This is a genomic window from Arthrobacter sp. CDRTa11 (assembly GCF_026427775.1).
Classification (GTDB): Bacteria; Actinomycetota; Actinomycetes; order Actinomycetales; family Micrococcaceae; genus Arthrobacter.
This window is the reverse complement of record NZ_CP044532.1, coordinates 708,267-724,070: the sequence shown is the minus strand read 5'-3', so window position 1 is coordinate 724,070 and position 15,804 is coordinate 708,267. Positions and strand designations below refer to the sequence as shown.

Sequence of the window (15,804 nt, the reverse complement as noted above, 5' to 3'; positions counted from 1 at the left end):
TCTAGCTGCGCCTGCCCGGCCGCGGGTCCCGGCCAGGTATCCGGCCGGGACCCGCGGTGGTGTCAGCCGGCCAGCTTCCACTTATTGGCGCGGTAGGAGTTGCCCAGCTTCTCCATCAGCCCGGGGTTGGCCGCCCAGTAGCTTTCGTGCCCGCTGATGCCCATCATTTGCGGCGTGCCCCAGGGCGTCACCGTGAAAAGGTTGACGGCCTGGATCGTTTCCGCCCGGGCATTGGTGCAGGTGAAGCCAATCACCACGGCAACTGCGCGACGGAATTGCCTGAGTTCCGGCGTCGAGGTCTTGAAATTGCTGGTGCACTTGTGTCCCACAAGGTGCTGGGGCAACTCTGCGGCGGGCATGGCCTTGAACTTTGCCTCAATTTCCTGGATGCCCGCCTGGACCTTGGCCGGCTCCTTGCCGTACTTGCCTTCCTCCGCTTCCGCGAAAAACGCGAACGCAAGGGCAATGCCGTCCCCGTCCCGTTCCTCGGTGCCTTGCGCCTTTTGCTGCATGGTTACGCCCGAGACGGGGTCTGTGGTGATTCCGAACGTTTCGTCCTGGGTCCAGGAAGCAAGGTACTGGAAGGAGGATTCACCGGTGACGAACTTGCGGAACAGCGGGTCGCCGTCGGCCGGGATGTCAGTGGGTCCCTGCAGGGTGTCCCAGCCCGGGGGCAGCGGAATAGCGCCGGCCGGCATGTCCGCCGACGATGCTGTGGGGCTGGGATCGGCGGAAGGTTCTGCCGAGTTCTTTGCGTCTGCATCATCCGTTGCCTCGGCCGAGGCCGCTACAGGATCCGGAGTTTCCCCTCCCTGGTTGCTGAACGCCGGGATGACCCAAATGAATACGGCCACCAGGGCCGCGATGACAGCTGCTGCTACGACGCCCAGAACGATGAACAGGGTTTTGTTGCCGCTGCCAGGTTCAGAGGGGTTCGGTCCCGGCTGGTAGGGACCGGTCTGGTCCGGCGCCGGCGGGTACGGGCCGGCTTGGTTCGGCGCCGGCGGGTACGGGCCGGCTTGGTTCGGCGCCGGCGGGTACGGCACAGTCTGGTACGGCGCGGTTTGGTACGGGGCCGTTTGGTCAGGCTGGTTTTGGTAGGGCGCCGTTTGGTCAGGCGCAGGCTGATACGGCGGGTTCGGATAGCCGTTCTGGTGGCCATCCGGCCCCTGGGGCGGGGGCGGCGGGGCGTTGTACTGGTTGGTCATTGGCAGACCCTTTCAGGTGCTTGTGGGCATCCTGAGGTTCCCGGGATGCCATGTGATGTCCGGCGTCGGGGGCCTGCCGGCGCGGGCCGGCACAATCAATTGCTGCGGACATCCCCCGAGCCGCAGCACTTGGCACAGTAGTGCCACGTATGAGCCTAATGGAAGACGCGCTGATGGAAGACGCTGCGGAAGAGTTGCGGGCTGGAAGAGTTGCCGGCTGACCGGCCGTCATTCTTCGGGCCGCGGATGGTGCCGCCGGTGAAGGATGACAGACTGGGATCCGCAACCGGCACATCAGCGTTGGAGGATAACAACATGGCAAAAGCGGACCAGGTCAGCGAATCGTCAACCATCTACCGAAGCGGCCGGGAAATTGAGTGCTGGCTGACGGACATGGACGGCGTCCTGGTCCACGAAAACCAGGCGGTCCCGGGCGCAGCTGAACTGATCCAGCGCTGGGTGGATACTTCCCGGCGCTTCCTGGTGCTGACGAACAACTCCATCTTCACCCCCCGCGACCTGGCCGCACGGCTCCGCGCCTCCGGTTTGGAGGTTCCCGAGGAAAACATCTGGACCTCCGCCCTGGCCACCGCCCAGTTCCTCAAGAACCAGGTGCTGGGCTCAGGTTCCGGCAACCGCGCCTACACCATTGGCGAAGCCGGGCTGACGACGGCGCTGCATGAGGCGGGCTTCATCCTCACGGACCAGGACCCGGACTTTGTGGTGCTGGGCGAAACCCGCACGTATTCGTTTGAGGCGATCACCATGGCCATTCGCCTCATCCTGGCCGGCGCCCGCTTTATCGCCACCAACCCCGACGCCACGGGCCCGTCGAAGGACGGCCCCATGCCCGCGACGGGCGCCATCGCCGCTCTGATCACCAAGGCAACCGGCCGGGAACCCTACATTGTGGGCAAGCCGAATCCCATGATGTTCAGGTCCGCGATGAACCAGATTGATGCACACTCCGAAACCACTGCCATGATCGGGGACCGGATGGACACGGACATCATTGCCGGCATGGAAGCCGGCCTGCACACTGTCCTGGTGCTGACCGGAATCACCCAGCGCGATGACATCGCGTCGTACCCCTTCCGGCCCAACCAGGTGCTCACCTCGGTGGCCGACCTGAAGGACCAGATCTAGAAGACCGTCACCCTGGATCCTCCACGGGGGAGGGGGAAAAGCTCGTTCAGGAGCCGCTCCAGGATGGGCCGGTAAATCGTGGGATTCCATCCCGGGCTGGCATGCGCCGGCCGTGCACCGTCCGTCTGCTGCTCGGTGGACACCATGTTGGCGCGGTAGGCCACGTTCCAGGCTTCCAGAGCGGTCTGGTACCGCACTGTCCGGTCCGCCGGATTCCCGATGAATGCCATCCGCGTGCCACCAAGCTTGTCCGCGAACCGCATTCCGTCAAAGTGGTAGATGTACGCCGACTCGGACTGGACAAGGACGCTGGAGGGAGCGATCGGTGACAGCTGCTCCATGGTCTGGTCCAGGATCTGGCGCCACGTCCGTTCGTCCTTGTGGATGACGCGCTCCCCCAGTTCGTAGCCGCCGCGGAGCACCGACGGGACGCGGAATCCGCGCTCGTAGAGGAACACCACGCCGTCGAACCAGCTCTGGTCCAGGACATCATGCTTGCTGTAGGGCGTGGAATCGAGCAGGATGAACGCCACTTCCACGCCGTGAAGTTCCCGTAGCCGGGCAGCCACCTGGGTGGCCACCATCCCGCCGAAGCTGTGCCCGTAGAAGAACAGCTTGGTGAGCTTTCGCGCCCGGACATGCTCGATGACCGCAATGACCAGCTCGTCAATGTCCAGGCCCTGATTGGAATAGCCGACGGCGGCCAGCTGGGCCCGCTTGTTCAAGGCACCCCGGAGGGAGTTCAGGATCCACTGGGCTTCCTCCCAGCTGGTTTTGTAGCCTGGGAAAAGGAACCAGCTGGCATCAGGGTAGTAGGCGTCGGCGAAGTCATCAGGCACCGTGAGAATCCTGTTGACCCTGCGCTCTGCCTGGACCCGCCGGGTCAGCAGCATGTCCGCGGCAAGCACCGATGATGCCCCTGCTCCTATGAAGAAGCTCCGCCGCGAGAACGTCCTGAGGGCAGCGGCATCCGCGAGCAGCCGGGCTCCGGCAGCCCCTGGCTGTTCGTGTTGCTCAGATTCCCCCTGTAGCGGCACATCTCTACCGTAGTCACAGCGGGAGCCCCCACTGCAACTGTGCGCTTGCCGGCGTCAGCGGGAACCGGGCTCAGCTGGCAGCTTCCCCCGCTGCGGGTTTGAAAGCAGCATCGGTGGAGTCCCGCCGTGAAATCTCCTCGCCGATGTCGTTATAGCGGGCCAGGAGATCGGATCCGGCGAATGCCTCGGGGGTGTCCAGAAGCGAAAAGATCGAGTCGCTGGCGGCCAGGAGTTCGTCGTCAGAATACTCCGTCAACGAACGGGCGCCCAACGCTCCCAAGCCTTCCGGTTCCTCTTCGACATGCTGGGCAGCAAAGACATCGGTCAGTCCACCGGCGATGTCCAGCGGCCGCTCTCCAAGGCGGGGGCCCGAGGAACTCTCCTCGGACGAGGCCGTCAGTTCAAGGGAGACGCCCGCTCCGTTGCCGCCCGGACAGGTGGCACCGTCGATGGCGTTAAGGTCATTGCGCAGACCTGCCAGCGCTGATGATTCAACAATCGCGGCACGGGAGAGGTCAACCCGGATATGGGATCTGATCCCCGTGCGCCTGACGCGGAGGATAACGTGGACAAGGGATGGGCGGGATTGCTCATTGAGGCTGCCCCGGACATCGATCCTCACGACATCGGCGGCGACGTCCAGCTTAACGTGGGCATAAAGTCTGCGGTCCATAGGTACTCCAAAAGAAGGGGTCTATGGCCGACGGCTCAACCTCGGCTAGCGTATCCTTCCACGCAGTTCCGCACAAGCCACCGTCCTGCGAAGTGTTCAGTGCAGGTTCCAAGCGCCTGGAACCTAGCCGGCCTGGGCCTGGTCCGGCTCCTGATAGTGCGTGCGGGTGCCCGTCCCGCCGACGGATTCAACCAGAGACTTGGCAATGTCGCGGATCTTGGTGTTGCTGTTGCTGGAGGCGTCCGTAAGGATCCGGACCGCTGCGTCCTGGCTGCAACGGTTCTGTGCCATCACAATGCCCACGGCGATGTCGATGATTGTCCTGGACTCCAGGGTGGCCCGGAGGTTGGTGGCGCTGTCTGTGTGCAGTGAAAACCGGACAGCCAGCCGCAGCGCCTGTGAGATTTCCCGCGTGTAGCCCCTGGCCCGGGCGGCCGCGCGTTCATCGAACTTATTCGGCACGTCCGAATAGAGGTTCAGGGCGGCCCTTGCTTCGCCCTGCAGGTTGAACGGCAGGGACAGGACTGAACGCAGTCCGTGGGACGCCACCGCGTTGGCGTAGTCCGGGCCCCAGCGGTCCTCCTCGAACAGGTCCGGCACGTGGACTTCACGTTCTTCCTCGGCGGCAGTGAGGCAAGGTCCTTGCGAGAGCGAGTACTGGATTTCATCCACTTCCCGCGCAGAGTCGCTGCTCCAGCCGATCGTGGCTGCCTTGCGATCGCGAAGCAGGGTGATTCCGCACAAGGCGTCGTCGCCGTCGCCGGCCATCTGGTGGGCCGAGAACCTGGCCAGTTCATTGAGGAACGCTTCGAAGTCCGCGCTGTCCAGGATGAGATTCTGGACTTGCTCGGTGGTGTTCAAAGGCTGTTCTGGCGGGAGCATAGTGCACGTTCTCCAAAGGGATCCTGAAGTGGGTTAGGGCAAATAGTAGGGCACCCTCAAGTATGAGTCCAGCCGTGCAGGTCAGCGGGCTGACCCGTCCAGTCCCACGCTCCCCTGGCTCCAGCTGTTAGGAGAGTCCCAGCTCGTCCTTGCCGAAGGCGAACAGGTACGGCACACCGGTCTCGGCCTCGATCTTTTCCTTGGCACCGGTGTCCCGGTCCACGATGACGGCCACGGCCACCACGTTGCCGCCGGCCTTGCGGACGCCCTCAACTGCGGTGAGCGCCGAGCCTCCGGTAGTGGACGTGTCCTCCAGCACCAGCACGTTCCGGCCCTCAACTGGCGGGCCCTCAACTTGGCGGCCCATGCCGTAGGACTTCTGCGCCTTGCGGACCACAAATGCGTCTACCTTCCGCCCGGCGTCCACCGCGGCGTGCATAACGGCGGTACCCACGGGATCGGCACCCATGGTGAGCCCGCCGGCGCACTCAAAGTCGATGCCGGCGTCGTCCGCCAGTGCCAGCATGACCTGGCCCACCAGCTTGGAGGCCTCGTGGTGGAGGGTGATGCGGCGCAGGTCGATGTAGTAGTCGGCCTCCGCTCCGCTGGAAAGGATTACCTTGCCGCGGACGACGGCGAGCTCCTTGATCAGTTCAAGGAGGCGGGCGCGTGCGGCAGTGGCGTCAAGAGGGGGAGTCATGGTCTCCAGTTTAGTGGTTGGCACGGACAGGGATTGCGGCGCCAGATCCAGGACCGCCGACGGCGGCCCGCCTCACCGCTGGATGGTTCTCGTGCATCAAGCCCGCGTGGTCACAGAGGACACAGTTGAGCCGTATTGACAGTGCTGGCTAGGCTGGGTCACATGCGCGAACTCCAGGCCAGAATCATTGAAGAAATGGGCGTGCAGCCCCGGATCGACCCCGCCGGGGAGGTGCGCAAACGCGTCAACTTCCTCAAGGACTATCTCAAGGCGACACAGACCAAAGGCTTTGTCCTGGGTATCTCCGGCGGCCTGGACTCCTCATTGGCGGGCCGCCTGGCCCAGCTTGCCGTGGAGGAGTTGGAGGCCGAAGGCGTCGAGGCCAACTTCGTGGCGGTGCGGCTGCCTTACGGTGTGCAGCACGACGAGGACGACGCGCAGGCCGCTTTGGACTTCATCCAGGCGAAGACCCAGTGGACGTTCAACATCTCTGCCGCCGTGGACGGCTTCGAGGACGAGTTTGAGAAGACCGTAGGAAACGGCATTTCCGACTTCCATAAGGGCAACACCAAAGCCCGCACGCGCATGACCGCCCAGTATGCCCTGGCCGGTGAATACAACTATCTGGTCATCGGCACGGACCACGGCGCCGAGTCAGTGACCGGGTTCTTCACGAAGTACGGCGACGGCGGAGCCGACATCCTGCCACTCTTTGGCTTGAACAAGCGCCAGAACCGTGAACTGCTCGCTGAGCTGGGGGCGCCGGCCCGTGTATGGGAGAAGGTTCCCACTGCTGACCTTCTGGACGGCAAGCCCGGCCGCACTGACGAAGACGAACTGGGCCTCACATATGACCAGATCGACGACTACCTTGAAGGCCGCGACGTACCGGACGACGTGGCCGAAAAGATTGAAGGCAAGTACCTTCGCACCCGCCACAAGCGCACCGTACCCGTCACCATCTTCGACTCCTGGTGGAAGCATGAGGGTCCGGAGGAGCCCAGGGTCGGCCTCTAACCGGGCACGAACCCACGACGTCCATGACCCACGACGTCGACACGTACCTCGCGGGGAAGCCGCCGGCCGCCGTCGAACTTTTCTGCCGGTTCCGTGCCCTGGTACTTGCCGTGGGCGAGTGCGAGGAGCGGGTTCATACCGTGGGCCCCGGTACACGCTAGCGCCACCCCCAGCGACTACAGTTCTTTGCCCGGGCCGGCCAGCTGAACACTGATCCGGTGCGCCTCCTCCATCAGCAGCCGCCCCAGGAAGTCCCGGCGCTCCTGCCGGAACCGCGGCTCGATGCCGGTGAGGGACAGCGCACCGGACGGGCGTCCCGCAGGATCAAACACTGCGGCGCCCATCCCCCAGCTTCCCTCCAGCACCAGGCCCGGGTTGACCGAAAAGCCAGCTTCACGGGTCTTCTTCAAATTCTCCCGGACCACGCCTTCGGGGTGACCGGCGGCGAACTGTCCGGAATGGGCCGTCCAATTATCCAGCAGCTGATCCTGTTCCGCTTCCGGCATGAAGGCCATGATCGCGGTTCCTGCCGAGGCAACACCCAAGGGGAACCGGACGCCTTCGTGCAGCACAAAGGAGCGGACCGGAAAGCTGCCTTCTTCGCGCAGGAGGCAGACCGTTTCAAAACCGCGGCGAATGGAAAAGAAGGCACTCTCCCCCGTTTCCTCTGCCAGCCGGCGGAGGCTGGGCCGGGCGATCTCCTCGAGAGGGAACCTTGCGGAAGCAACCGACCCCATCAGCAGGATCTCCGGGCCCAGGACCCAGTTGCCGGTGCGGGCCTCGTGGTCCAGCAGCCCCTCGGAAGCCAGCGACGTCAGCAGCCTGTGGACAGTAGGCCGCGTGAGGCCCGATTCCCGGACGAGTTCAACCAGTGTGCTCCCCTCGGGCTTGCGCCCCACAATCCGTAACAAACCGGCGATACGGCTGACAACCTGGGCTCCCTGGACGGGTAATTGAGTCATTTTCGCTCCTAGTAATCCATATTATGGACACCGGCTAGCTTACCGTCCACAGTGTAGAAATGAGGTGTTTCGGCGTTAAAGCTGGTCCTTGACAGTCACAGTTCAGCTCCCGTACGCTCCACATTCAGCCAGCAAGTCCATAAAGTGGATTGCCTTTAAGGGCCCACGCTCAATGAGGAGACAAAGATGTCCAAACTCAAACCAGGAGCCGCCGAGGCCCTGCATGATGCGCTGCGGGACGGCATCACCCTCGCCGTCGGCGGCTTTGGCCTCAGCGGTATTCCAGCGGACCTCATCGACGCCGTGCGGAACTCCGGCGTCCGGAACCTGACAGTCGTGTCCAACAACATGGGCGTCGACGGCAAGGGCCTGGGCATCCTGATTGAGGCCGGCCAGGTCCGCAAGGTCATCGCCTCCTATGTGGGCGAAAACAAGCTGTTCGCCGAGCAGTACCTGGCGGGCCGGCTGGAGGTGGAGTTCACCCCGCAGGGGACCCTCGCCGAACGGCTTCGAGCCGGCGGGGCGGGCATCCCGGCGTTCTACACCAAGACGGGCGTGGGAACACTGGTGGCCGAGGGCAAGCCGCACGAGGTGTTCGACGGCGAAACGTACGTCCAGGAGCGGGCCATCCTGGCCGACGTCGCCCTCGTCCACGCGCACACTGCCGACACGGACGGGAACCTGGTGTACAGATACACTGCCCGGAATTTCAACCCGGTGGTAGCCACGGCCGGCGCGGTCACCATAGCGGAAGCCGAAGTGATCGTGGAGCGCGGCGGGCTGGATCCGAACCACATTGTCACGCCCGGCGTCTACGTCCAACGGCTTGTCCAGGCCTCCGCGAGGGTGAAGGACATCGAACAGCGCACCGTGCGCCCGCGCGCCTCCGAGTCCGTCCCCGTGTAATCCCGCCCCACTGGATCCCCCACCCCCACGCGCGAACGAACACTTAAGCCCCCACTTTGAACCAAGGAGAACCCCATGGCCTGGACCAGGGATGAAATGGCTGCCATAGCGGCCGAAGAATTGAACGACGGCGACTACGTGAACCTGGGCATCGGCATCCCCACACTGGTGGCCAACAACCTGCCCGACGGCGTCCGCGTGGTCCTGCAGAGTGAAAACGGCCTGCTCGGCATGGGTCCGTTCCCGTACGAGGGCGAGGAAGATGCCGATCTCATCAACGCCGGCAAGCAGACCGTCACCGTCCTTCCGGGCGGCAGTATCTTCGACTCCGCCACCTCCTTCGGGATGATCCGCGGCGGCCACGTCAAGGTGGCCATCCTGGGCGCCATGCAGGTCTCGGGCAACGGCGATCTGGCCAACTGGACCATCCCGGGCAAGATGGTCAAGGGTATGGGCGGCGCGATGGACCTGGTGGCCGGGACACCACGTGTTGTGGTCCTCACCGAACACGTTGCCAAGGACGGCACCGCCAAAATTGTCACCGAATGCACCCTTCCGCTGACTGGCCTCAGCTGCGTGGACCGGATCATCAGCGACCTCGCGGTCTTTGACCTGGTGAGGAATGAACAAGAAACTGCCGACGGCGAGCGGCAGCTCACCCTGACCCGCCTGGCGCCAGGCGTCAGCGTGGAGGAAATCCGCGGGAAGACCGAGGCGTCGTTCGCCGTCGCACTGGAAAACAACACTGCCCCCGCCCTCGAAGGAGCCCCAGCATGAGCCTGAAAGAACAGTTTGGAAAAGACGTCCTCCTCACCGGATGGGGCCACAGCCGGTTCGGCAAGCTCACGGAGGAGACGCTCGAGTCGCTGATCGTGCAGGTTGCCACGGAAGCCATCAGCAGCGCCGGCATCGAGCCGGGGCAGATCGACGAGATCTACCTGGGCCAGTTCAACTCGGGCATGATGCCGTTGGCCTTCCCGTCGTCGCTCGCGCTGCAGGTCTCACCAGACCTGGCCAACGTCGCCGCCACCCGGGTGGAAAACGCCTGCGCCTCGGGATCCGCCGCCTTCCAACAGGGCACCAAGTCGCTCCTCGCCGGAACGGCAAGGACCGTCCTGGTCATCGGCGCCGAGAAAATGACGCACGCCGGGGCGGACGTCGTCGGGGCCGCCCTGCTGGGCGCTGACTACGACATGGCCGGCCACCCGTCCACCACCGGATTCACGGGACTCTTTGCCGACGTCGCGAAGCACTATGAGAAGCGGTACGGGGACGGCAACGGAAAACTGGGCGACGTCCTGGGCACCATCGCGGCGAAGAACCACCGCAACGGGGTGGACAACCCCTATGCCCAGCTCCGCAAGGACCTGGGCGAGGAGTTCTGCCGCACCGTCTCGGACAAGAACCCCCTGGTGGCGGATCCGCTGCGCCGCACCGACTGCTCCCCAGTGTCCGACGGCGCCGCCGCCGTCGTGCTGTCCGTGTCACCCACTGGAGGTATTACGTCGCCGGTACGGCTGGCCGGTTTCGGCCACGCCAACGACTTCTTCCCCGCCGAGCGGCGGGACCCCACCGCCTTTGCCGCCACCCGCGAGTCATGGCACCGCGCGCTGGCGATGGCCGGCGTCGGGCTGGAAGACCTGGATTTCGCCGAAGTCCACGACTGCTTCACCATCGCCGAACTGGTGATGTATGAGGCCATGGGACTCACAGAGCCCGGCCAGGGAGCCCGCGCCGTGGAGGAAGGCTGGGTGTTCAAGGACGGCAGGCTGCCCATCAACGTCTCCGGCGGGCTCAAGGCCAAGGGACACCCCGTCGGCGCCACAGGCGTGTCCCAGCACGTCATCGCGGCCATGCAACTGACCGGGACGGCCGGGGACATGCAGCTGGCCAAGCCACGCCGGGCCGCGGTGCAGAACATGGGCGGTGTGGGCATCGCCAACTACGTCAGCGTGCTCGAATCCGTTTAAGGGCGTGTGGGCGCCGCCGTCGTGGGCGGGTTTGAGGCCAGTTTTCGGCTGGCGACGCCCAAACGCCGGCGTGTCCGCGCCAATGTGCCCCACGACGGTGGCATGGAAGCCTTGGTCGCAATAGTCGGGCCGTGAAACTAGCCGGCACGGATGAGGTTGGCGATCTCCACGAAGCCCAGGCGTTCGGCGTTCTCCAGTGCTGTCCGCCCCTGGGGATCCCGGATACTGGGGTCGCCGCCTGCCTCGAGCAGCAGCCGCACCACCTCCTGCTGCCTCGGCCCGCCGTTGTTGAGCAGGATGGCCTCCTGCATGGCAGTCCAGCCCAGGTTGTTCACGTGGTTCACGGGCACGCCGGCGGCCAGGAGGATGCGGACAGTCTCCACATGGCCGTGCTCGCTGGCCGGCATCAGGGCCGTCCCGCCGTAGCGGTTGGTGCTGGTGACGTCTGCGCCGGCTTCCAGGGTCAGCCGAAGGACCTCGTTGAAGCCCTCTGCCCCGGCATAGAGGAACGCCGAATCCTGGATGGCATCCTTGGCATTGACGTTTCCGCCCCGGCCGATCAGCTCCGCCACCAGCGCCACGTTGTTGGCCTTCGCGGCGGCAATGAGCTCCTGGTCGAGCCTGGCCTGGTCCTCCGCGGATAGCGCCGGTGGCGTGGCCGGAGCTGTTGTGGCGGAAGCCGTGGCTGGGGAAATGGCGGCGGGGGTGGGCTCCGGGCTTGCCAGAACGAACGACGCCGGCGCCCCCTCCTGCTGTGGCTCACCGGGGTCCGCCTGGCACGCCGCCAAACAGACCGTTACACCACAGACCAGGAGAAGGACCGTTAACCTCCGTGCCGGGCGCCAGTAGCTGAACCGCCTCATGGATCCGAGCCTACTTGGCTGCGCCGGCAGCCGCAGCGGCGATGGCCTCAGCACCGGCGGTAGCGCACGCTTCGTCCAGGTTGCCGTCAGGGGCGCCACCCACACCGATCCCCGCAACGGAGACTCCATTGACCTTGAGCGGAACACCGCCGGCCAGGAACAGAGTGCCCGGGAGGTCCGCGATGCTGGGGCCAGTGCCGTTGATGCGTTTGGCCAGCTCACTCGTCGGTGCACCAAAGGCAGCAGCGGTGTACGCCTTCTGCTTCGCTGCCTCAATGGTGTGCTCGGCGGCGTTGTCCCCACGCAGGAGAGCCTGGACGGTGCCGAACCTGTCCACCAACGCCACCGTGACGAACGGCAGCTTGTCCGCCTGGCATTTGGCGAGGGCTGCGCGAACGGCGTCGGACGAGGCGCCAACGGTGATGCGCTGCTGCGCCACCACCGTTTCCGGTGCCTGCGGGACGTCGACAGCGGGAACCGCGGCTTGAGCGGCGGCGGGGGCGGCGGCTTGGCCTGGCCCGGCATTGGCCGCAGCGGTCAGCCCGCCGGTCAGCAGCAATGCTCCGGCAGCAGCGGCGGCGGCAATCTTGTTGGACTTCTTCACAGTGTTCTCCTTGGGTTGAGGGGCGTTGATCGATTCCCGAGGACCGGAACCGGCTCCATCCATCCTGTCCAGCCCCGCCCGGACACACATCGGGCCTTTGGCTGGGCCGGGGTCCTCCGGATGGCTGGCAGCATCAGCCAAAAGGCTGAGAGACCAGCGGTGGTGCGGGCAATAGCATGGGATAAGACCTCCCCTGACCTGAACCGGACACCATGCCCTCCCCAGCCACTTCCCCCGAAGCACCGTCCACGGGCGCCGCCCTGTCCGCCGGATCTGATGCGCCCCCCGGCCGGCTGGGCAGGATCGACACCGCCGTGCACCTGGGCTTCGCCGTCCTGCTCGTCGCATCAGCAGTCCGTTATGCCATGAGGCACAGCCTGCAGGACAACCTCCTGGTCCTGGGACTGGCGGGAGCTGTGTGCGCTGTTTACGCCGTGATAGCCGTGCTGGCCCGGCAGAGACGGCCCTGGGCAGTCTGGATGCTGGTGCTTATGGCCATCTGGGCCGTCCTGGTGATTGCGGCGCCCAGCTTTGCCTGGTGTTCCTTCGCCATCTTCTTCCTGTGCCGGACCGCCTTCACGGGCGCTGTGGGCTACGCTGCGGCAGGCGGGACGGCGGCTGCCACCGCCGTCGGGCTGTTCCGGCTGAGCGACGGCACCGACCTCGCGATGCTGCTGGGCCCGCTTGCCGTCGGTGTGATGCTGACGCTGATCTATGACCGGATCGAGCACGACGCCGAGCAGCAGCGCCGCCTTCACGCCGAGGTCTCACAGGTACAGGGTGAGCTGGCAGCCAGCGAGCGCCGGGCCGGAACCATCGCCGAACGTGAGCGCGTATCACGCGAGATCCACGACACCGTGACGCAGGGCCTGGCCAGCAGCCTCCTGCTCCTGGAAGCCGCGGACCGTTCGTGGCCCGGCCAGGAGTCACGCCGGGATGTCACCCAAGCCACTGAACTGCTGCGAAGGAACCTCTCCGAGACCCGCAGCCTGGTTCACGAGCTCGCTTCCCCGGGACTGGACGATTCGCCGCTGGCCGAGGCACTGCACCAGGCCGCCTCCCGGTACGTTCCGGACGTTCGGCTCCTGGTTACCGGCGAACCCGGGAACGTCACCGCGGAGGTCCGGCACACGCTGTTGCGGGTGGTCCAGAGCGCGGCCGCGAACATCCAGCAGCATGCGAACGCCACTACCGCAACGGTGACGCTGGGCTTCCTTCCCGGATCGGTCACCCTGGACATTTACGACGACGGAACGGGCTTTGACCCTGCGGCGGCAGCACCGCCGTCGGACGCCGGAGGCTACGGGCTGCGGGCGATGCGCCAGCGGGTGGAGCAGCTGGGCGGCGTATTCTCGGTGGAAAGCTCGCCCGGCGAAGAAACGATTGTGGCCGCCCAGGTGCCGGCCCGCCTGCGGGCGGAGCAGGCAGCGCAGGCAGATAGGGAGGAGCCATGAACCCCATCACAGTCCTCCTGGTGGACGACCATCTGGTGGTCCGGAGCGGCCTCAAGGCGTTGCTGGGTACCCAGCCTGACCTTGTTGTGGTGGCCGAGGCCAGCTCTGGCGAGGAGGCCCTGGAACTGGTGGAACAGCACTCCCCTGCCGTGGTGGTGATGGATCTGGCCATGGGTCCGGGGATGGACGGGATCGGGGCCATCAGGCAGCTGCGGCAGCGCAACAGCCGGCAAGCCATTCTGGTTTTCACCACCTATGATTCGGACGCGGATATTGTCCGGGCGGTGGACGCCGGCGCCATGGGCTACCTCCTCAAAGACGCCACCCCGGATGAAATTTTCGCTGCCCTCCGCGGCGCCGTCCAGGGGAAGAGTGTGATGAGTCCGCCCGTGGCTTCGCGGCTCTTCCAGCAGCTGCGCAATCCCGATGAGGTCCTGACGCCCCGGGAGGCGGAGCTGCTGAGCCTTCTGACGGAGGGGCTCAGCAACCGGGAGCTGGGCCAGCGGCTGTTCATCTCCGAGGCCACCGTCAAAACCCATCTGGCGCACATCTATGCCAAGCTCGGCGTGGAGACCCGCGCGGCGGCCATCGCAACGGCCATCCGCCGGGAGGGTATGCGCTAGCGGATCCCGGCTACCCGCAAGGTCCTGGCGAGTTCGGCGGCGGCTGATTCCAGGGTGGCGACGGTATCGCGCAGGACGTCGTCTGTAGCGAGTTCGGTGGGAATGGAGCAGCTGATGGCGTCCGTGCCGGGGATCCGGTAGGGCACCACCACGCTGACGCAGCACAGTCCGACAGTGTTCTGCTCTCTCTCCAGGGCGTGGCCGGTCTTGCGGAATTCCGCCATTTCAGCCTGCAAAGCTTCGAAGTCCGGCACCGTGTTGGGCGTGAGCTGTTGATAGGGACCGTCACCGATCCGTTGACGGACTTCCTCGTCGGTGTATTCGGACAGGATGGCTTTGCCGAGTGCCGTCACCTGGGCCGGCAGCTTGCGGCCCACCCGGGACGAAAGGCGGCGGCGGTCCACGGCCTGCCGCGTGGCCAGATAGATGACATCGGAGCGGTCCAGGCGGGCGTAATGGGTAGTGAAACTCGTGGCGTTCCTGACCTTTTCCAAGACGCCGGAGACGTGTTCCATCACAGGATCACGGTCCAGGTACGCGGTGCCGCACAACAGCGCGTGGGTACCTATCCGGTAGGCGCCTTCCGGAGTCTGTTCAATCCAGTTCAGCTCAAGGAGGGTCAGCAGGAGCCAGTGCAGGCTGGAGCGCGGATACCCGGTCTGCTTGAAAATTTCTGCCGTGGTCAGCGGCTGCGGGGCGGCTGCCAACAGTTCAAGAATAGCGATGGTGCGTTCAGCGGATTTAACGAGCTTTACATCGCCAGCTGCCCCGGCAGCGTCGCCGGGATGCTCCTCAAGCGGTGTCATTGCGGCCTTTCCTCTCCCCATTTCATTACTGTACGGCAGTTCACTTCGCGGCCAGATGCGGGTAGTTGTCCACGCCGAGTTGATGTCCGCTGCTCGCCCAGAACCCGCCTAGAAGGCCGTTCCAGCTTTCGCCGCTTGCGCCTTGGGCCTCAATGCCGGCAGCGAAGTCTTCAGCGTTGTCCTGGGGATCAAATCCAATCCGACGGCCGGCCGACAGATCCGCCCAGCCCCGGGAATTTGCCGAGACTGCCCACAGCACGTGGTGCCCCGGGGCGCCCAGGTCATTCAGTGTTGCTTCCACCAGCCGGTAGGAATCGGCCGGGGAAAGCCAGGACGACAACGTGCGGGTGTTGCCGGGCTGCTTGCCGCCGGTTCCGATCCTGGCGCTGACGACTTTCATCCCGAACCTGTCTGCGTACAGGCTGCCGAGGGCTTCCATCGCAGCCTTACTGACCCCGTAGTAGGTGTCCGGCCGTGGAGCCGGGGCAGTGGCCGAGCCGCCGGCTTCCACGGGGTGATAGCCAACGGCATGAGTGGAACTGGCCAAAAGGACGCGGCCGACGCCGTTGATGCGCGCCGCTTCCAGTGTCACCTGGGTGCCGGTGATGTTGGTTGCCACCAGTTCCTCCCAGGCCTTCTCGCGGTGAAGCCCGCCCAGGTGGACGACGGCGGTGGCTCCTCTGAGAGCGTCAACCATAAAGCCGTGGTCCGCCACGGAGCCAATATGGACGGTTTCGCTGGGCCGGGGGTCCGGGGCCGCGGCAAGATCAAGCAGCCTGACGGTATGCCCCGCATCGGCCAGGTATGGCCGCAGCAGCGTTGCCATCATGCCGGCCCCGCCTGTGAGGGCAATGGTCTGGGGGTTTAGTGCTGCAGACAAGATTCCTCCGGCTGTTGACAGTTGGTGATGGCGATCATACTCTCATGAAGTACGTTTCACATGATAACAGCAA

At 65.2% G+C, this 15,804-nt stretch carries 19 protein-coding genes; 7 read left to right on the top strand and 12 right to left on the bottom strand.

The window, feature by feature from the left end; translation table 11 throughout:
• Positions 1–62: 62 nt before the first annotated feature.
• Together F8G81_RS03395 and F8G81_RS03390 are read right to left on the bottom strand one after the other, a co-directional pair.
• A complete protein-coding gene (locus F8G81_RS03395) occupies positions 63–1,208 on the bottom strand; it encodes a hypothetical protein (RefSeq protein WP_267277628.1) in 1,146 nt (381 codons plus the stop codon).
• 155 nt (positions 1,209–1,363) lie between these two features.
• The gene (locus tag F8G81_RS03390) at positions 1,364–1,525 is read right to left on the bottom strand and encodes a hypothetical protein (RefSeq protein ID WP_267277627.1); all 162 of its coding nucleotides are present in this window, start codon (positions 1,523–1,525) and stop codon (positions 1,364–1,366) included.
• Here F8G81_RS03390 and F8G81_RS03385 point away from each other — a divergent pair.
• Positions 1,524–2,354, top strand: a complete 831-nt coding sequence (locus F8G81_RS03385; RefSeq protein ID WP_267277626.1) for an HAD-IIA family hydrolase — start codon at positions 1,524–1,526, stop codon at positions 2,352–2,354. The genes F8G81_RS03390 and F8G81_RS03385 overlap by 2 nt on opposite strands.
• Here the strand turns inward: F8G81_RS03385 and F8G81_RS03380 are convergent.
• From F8G81_RS03380 to pyrE, 4 genes are all read right to left on the bottom strand, one after another.
• On the bottom strand, positions 2,351–3,391 hold the full coding sequence (locus F8G81_RS03380) for an alpha/beta fold hydrolase (RefSeq protein WP_267277625.1): 1,041 nt from the start codon (positions 3,389–3,391) through the stop codon (positions 2,351–2,353). The genes F8G81_RS03385 and F8G81_RS03380 overlap by 4 nt on opposite strands.
• A gap of 70 nt (positions 3,392–3,461) precedes the next feature.
• The gene (locus F8G81_RS03375) at positions 3,462–4,064 is read right to left on the bottom strand and encodes a hypothetical protein (protein ID WP_267277624.1); all 603 of its coding nucleotides are present in this window, start codon (positions 4,062–4,064) and stop codon (positions 3,462–3,464) included.
• A 123-nt stretch (positions 4,065–4,187) separates the two neighbouring features.
• Positions 4,188–4,946 carry a GAF and ANTAR domain-containing protein gene (locus F8G81_RS03370; RefSeq protein ID WP_267277623.1) on the bottom strand — a complete coding sequence of 253 codons (759 nt, stop codon included), beginning with the start codon at positions 4,944–4,946 and terminating at the stop codon, positions 4,188–4,190.
• 127 nt (positions 4,947–5,073) lie between these two features.
• The gene (pyrE, locus tag F8G81_RS03365; protein WP_267277622.1) at positions 5,074–5,646 is read right to left on the bottom strand and encodes an orotate phosphoribosyltransferase; all 573 of its coding nucleotides are present in this window, start codon (positions 5,644–5,646) and stop codon (positions 5,074–5,076) included.
• A gap of 162 nt (positions 5,647–5,808) precedes the next feature.
• Here pyrE and nadE point away from each other — a divergent pair, with 162 nt between their 5' ends.
• Entirely contained in the window at positions 5,809–6,663 is an 855-nt protein-coding gene (nadE, locus tag F8G81_RS03360) for an ammonia-dependent NAD(+) synthetase (RefSeq protein ID WP_267277621.1), read from the top strand.
• Here nadE and F8G81_RS03355 read toward each other — a convergent pair.
• On the bottom strand, positions 6,660–6,800 hold the full coding sequence (locus F8G81_RS03355; RefSeq protein WP_267277620.1) for a hypothetical protein: 141 nt from the start codon (positions 6,798–6,800) through the stop codon (positions 6,660–6,662). The two genes, nadE and F8G81_RS03355, sit on opposite strands and share 4 nt — an antisense overlap.
• A gap of 39 nt (positions 6,801–6,839) precedes the next feature.
• Complete coding sequence (locus F8G81_RS03350; protein ID WP_267277619.1) at positions 6,840–7,625, bottom strand: IclR family transcriptional regulator; 786 nt, start codon at positions 7,623–7,625, stop codon at positions 6,840–6,842.
• Positions 7,626–7,811: 186 nt separating this feature from the next.
• Here F8G81_RS03350 and F8G81_RS03345 point away from each other — a divergent pair, with 186 nt between their 5' ends.
• The 3 genes from F8G81_RS03345 to F8G81_RS03335 all read left to right on the top strand — a co-directional run bounded on the left by F8G81_RS03345 (position 7,812) and on the right by F8G81_RS03335 (position 10,501).
• Positions 7,812–8,531: a CoA transferase subunit A gene (locus tag F8G81_RS03345; protein WP_267277618.1), complete on the top strand. Its 720-nt coding sequence runs from the start codon at positions 7,812–7,814 to the stop codon at positions 8,529–8,531.
• Positions 8,532–8,606: 75 nt separating this feature from the next.
• On the top strand, positions 8,607–9,308 hold the full coding sequence (locus tag F8G81_RS03340; RefSeq protein ID WP_267277617.1) for a CoA transferase subunit B: 702 nt from the start codon (positions 8,607–8,609) through the stop codon (positions 9,306–9,308).
• Positions 9,305–10,501, top strand: coding sequence for an acetyl-CoA acetyltransferase (locus F8G81_RS03335; RefSeq protein WP_267277616.1), 1,197 nt, complete (start codon positions 9,305–9,307; stop codon positions 10,499–10,501). The genes F8G81_RS03340 and F8G81_RS03335 overlap by 4 nt, the downstream gene beginning before the upstream one ends.
• Positions 10,502–10,638: 137 nt before the next feature.
• Here the strand turns inward: F8G81_RS03335 and F8G81_RS03330 are convergent, their stop codons facing one another.
• Positions 10,639–11,364, bottom strand: coding sequence for an ankyrin repeat domain-containing protein (locus F8G81_RS03330; RefSeq protein ID WP_267277615.1), 726 nt, complete (start codon positions 11,362–11,364; stop codon positions 10,639–10,641).
• Between the two features lie 10 nt (positions 11,365–11,374).
• Complete coding sequence (locus F8G81_RS03325) at positions 11,375–11,968, bottom strand: GlcG/HbpS family heme-binding protein (protein ID WP_267277614.1); 594 nt, start codon at positions 11,966–11,968, stop codon at positions 11,375–11,377.
• Between the two features lie 212 nt (positions 11,969–12,180).
• Between F8G81_RS03325 and F8G81_RS03320 the strand changes: the two genes are divergently transcribed.
• Both F8G81_RS03320 and F8G81_RS03315 read left to right on the top strand, forming a co-directional pair.
• A complete protein-coding gene (locus F8G81_RS03320; protein WP_267277613.1) occupies positions 12,181–13,422 on the top strand; it encodes a sensor histidine kinase in 1,242 nt (413 codons plus the stop codon).
• Positions 13,419–14,045, top strand: a complete 627-nt coding sequence (locus F8G81_RS03315; RefSeq protein ID WP_267277612.1) for a response regulator — start codon at positions 13,419–13,421, stop codon at positions 14,043–14,045. Before F8G81_RS03320 ends, F8G81_RS03315 begins: the two co-directional genes overlap by 4 nt.
• Here F8G81_RS03315 and F8G81_RS03310 read toward each other — a convergent pair.
• A complete protein-coding gene (locus F8G81_RS03310; protein ID WP_267277611.1) occupies positions 14,042–14,851 on the bottom strand; it encodes an IclR family transcriptional regulator in 810 nt (269 codons plus the stop codon). The two genes, F8G81_RS03315 and F8G81_RS03310, sit on opposite strands and share 4 nt — an antisense overlap.
• Before the next feature lie 40 nt (positions 14,852–14,891).
• A complete protein-coding gene (locus F8G81_RS03305) occupies positions 14,892–15,731 on the bottom strand; it encodes an NAD-dependent epimerase/dehydratase family protein (RefSeq protein ID WP_267277610.1) in 840 nt (279 codons plus the stop codon).
• Positions 15,732–15,804 lie beyond the last annotated feature (73 nt).

Coding starts and splice junctions, on each gene's coding strand:
- F8G81_RS03375 (WP_267277624.1), bottom strand. CDS start 4,064: ATGGACCGCAGACTTTATGCCCACGTTAAGCTGGACGTCGCCGCCGAT.
- F8G81_RS03340 (WP_267277617.1), top strand. CDS start 8,607: ATGGCCTGGACCAGGGATGAAATGGCTGCCATAGCGGCCGAAGAATTG.
- pyrE (WP_267277622.1), bottom strand. CDS start 5,646: ATGACTCCCCCTCTTGACGCCACTGCCGCACGCGCCCGCCTCCTTGAA.
- F8G81_RS03320 (WP_267277613.1), top strand. CDS start 12,181: ATGCCCTCCCCAGCCACTTCCCCCGAAGCACCGTCCACGGGCGCCGCC.
- F8G81_RS03330 (WP_267277615.1), bottom strand. CDS start 11,364: ATGAGGCGGTTCAGCTACTGGCGCCCGGCACGGAGGTTAACGGTCCTT.
- F8G81_RS03335 (WP_267277616.1), top strand. CDS start 9,305: ATGAGCCTGAAAGAACAGTTTGGAAAAGACGTCCTCCTCACCGGATGG.
- F8G81_RS03395 (WP_267277628.1), bottom strand. CDS start 1,208: ATGACCAACCAGTACAACGCCCCGCCGCCCCCGCCCCAGGGGCCGGAT.
- F8G81_RS03310 (WP_267277611.1), bottom strand. CDS start 14,851: ATGACACCGCTTGAGGAGCATCCCGGCGACGCTGCCGGGGCAGCTGGC.
- F8G81_RS03315 (WP_267277612.1), top strand. CDS start 13,419: ATGAACCCCATCACAGTCCTCCTGGTGGACGACCATCTGGTGGTCCGG.
- F8G81_RS03345 (WP_267277618.1), top strand. CDS start 7,812: ATGTCCAAACTCAAACCAGGAGCCGCCGAGGCCCTGCATGATGCGCTG.
- F8G81_RS03385 (WP_267277626.1), top strand. CDS start 1,524: ATGGCAAAAGCGGACCAGGTCAGCGAATCGTCAACCATCTACCGAAGC.
- F8G81_RS03355 (WP_267277620.1), bottom strand. CDS start 6,800: ATGAACCCGCTCCTCGCACTCGCCCACGGCAAGTACCAGGGCACGGAA.
- F8G81_RS03390 (WP_267277627.1), bottom strand. CDS start 1,525: ATGTTGTTATCCTCCAACGCTGATGTGCCGGTTGCGGATCCCAGTCTG.
- nadE (WP_267277621.1), top strand. CDS start 5,809: ATGCGCGAACTCCAGGCCAGAATCATTGAAGAAATGGGCGTGCAGCCC.
- F8G81_RS03370 (WP_267277623.1), bottom strand. CDS start 4,946: ATGCTCCCGCCAGAACAGCCTTTGAACACCACCGAGCAAGTCCAGAAT.
- F8G81_RS03350 (WP_267277619.1), bottom strand. CDS start 7,625: ATGACTCAATTACCCGTCCAGGGAGCCCAGGTTGTCAGCCGTATCGCC.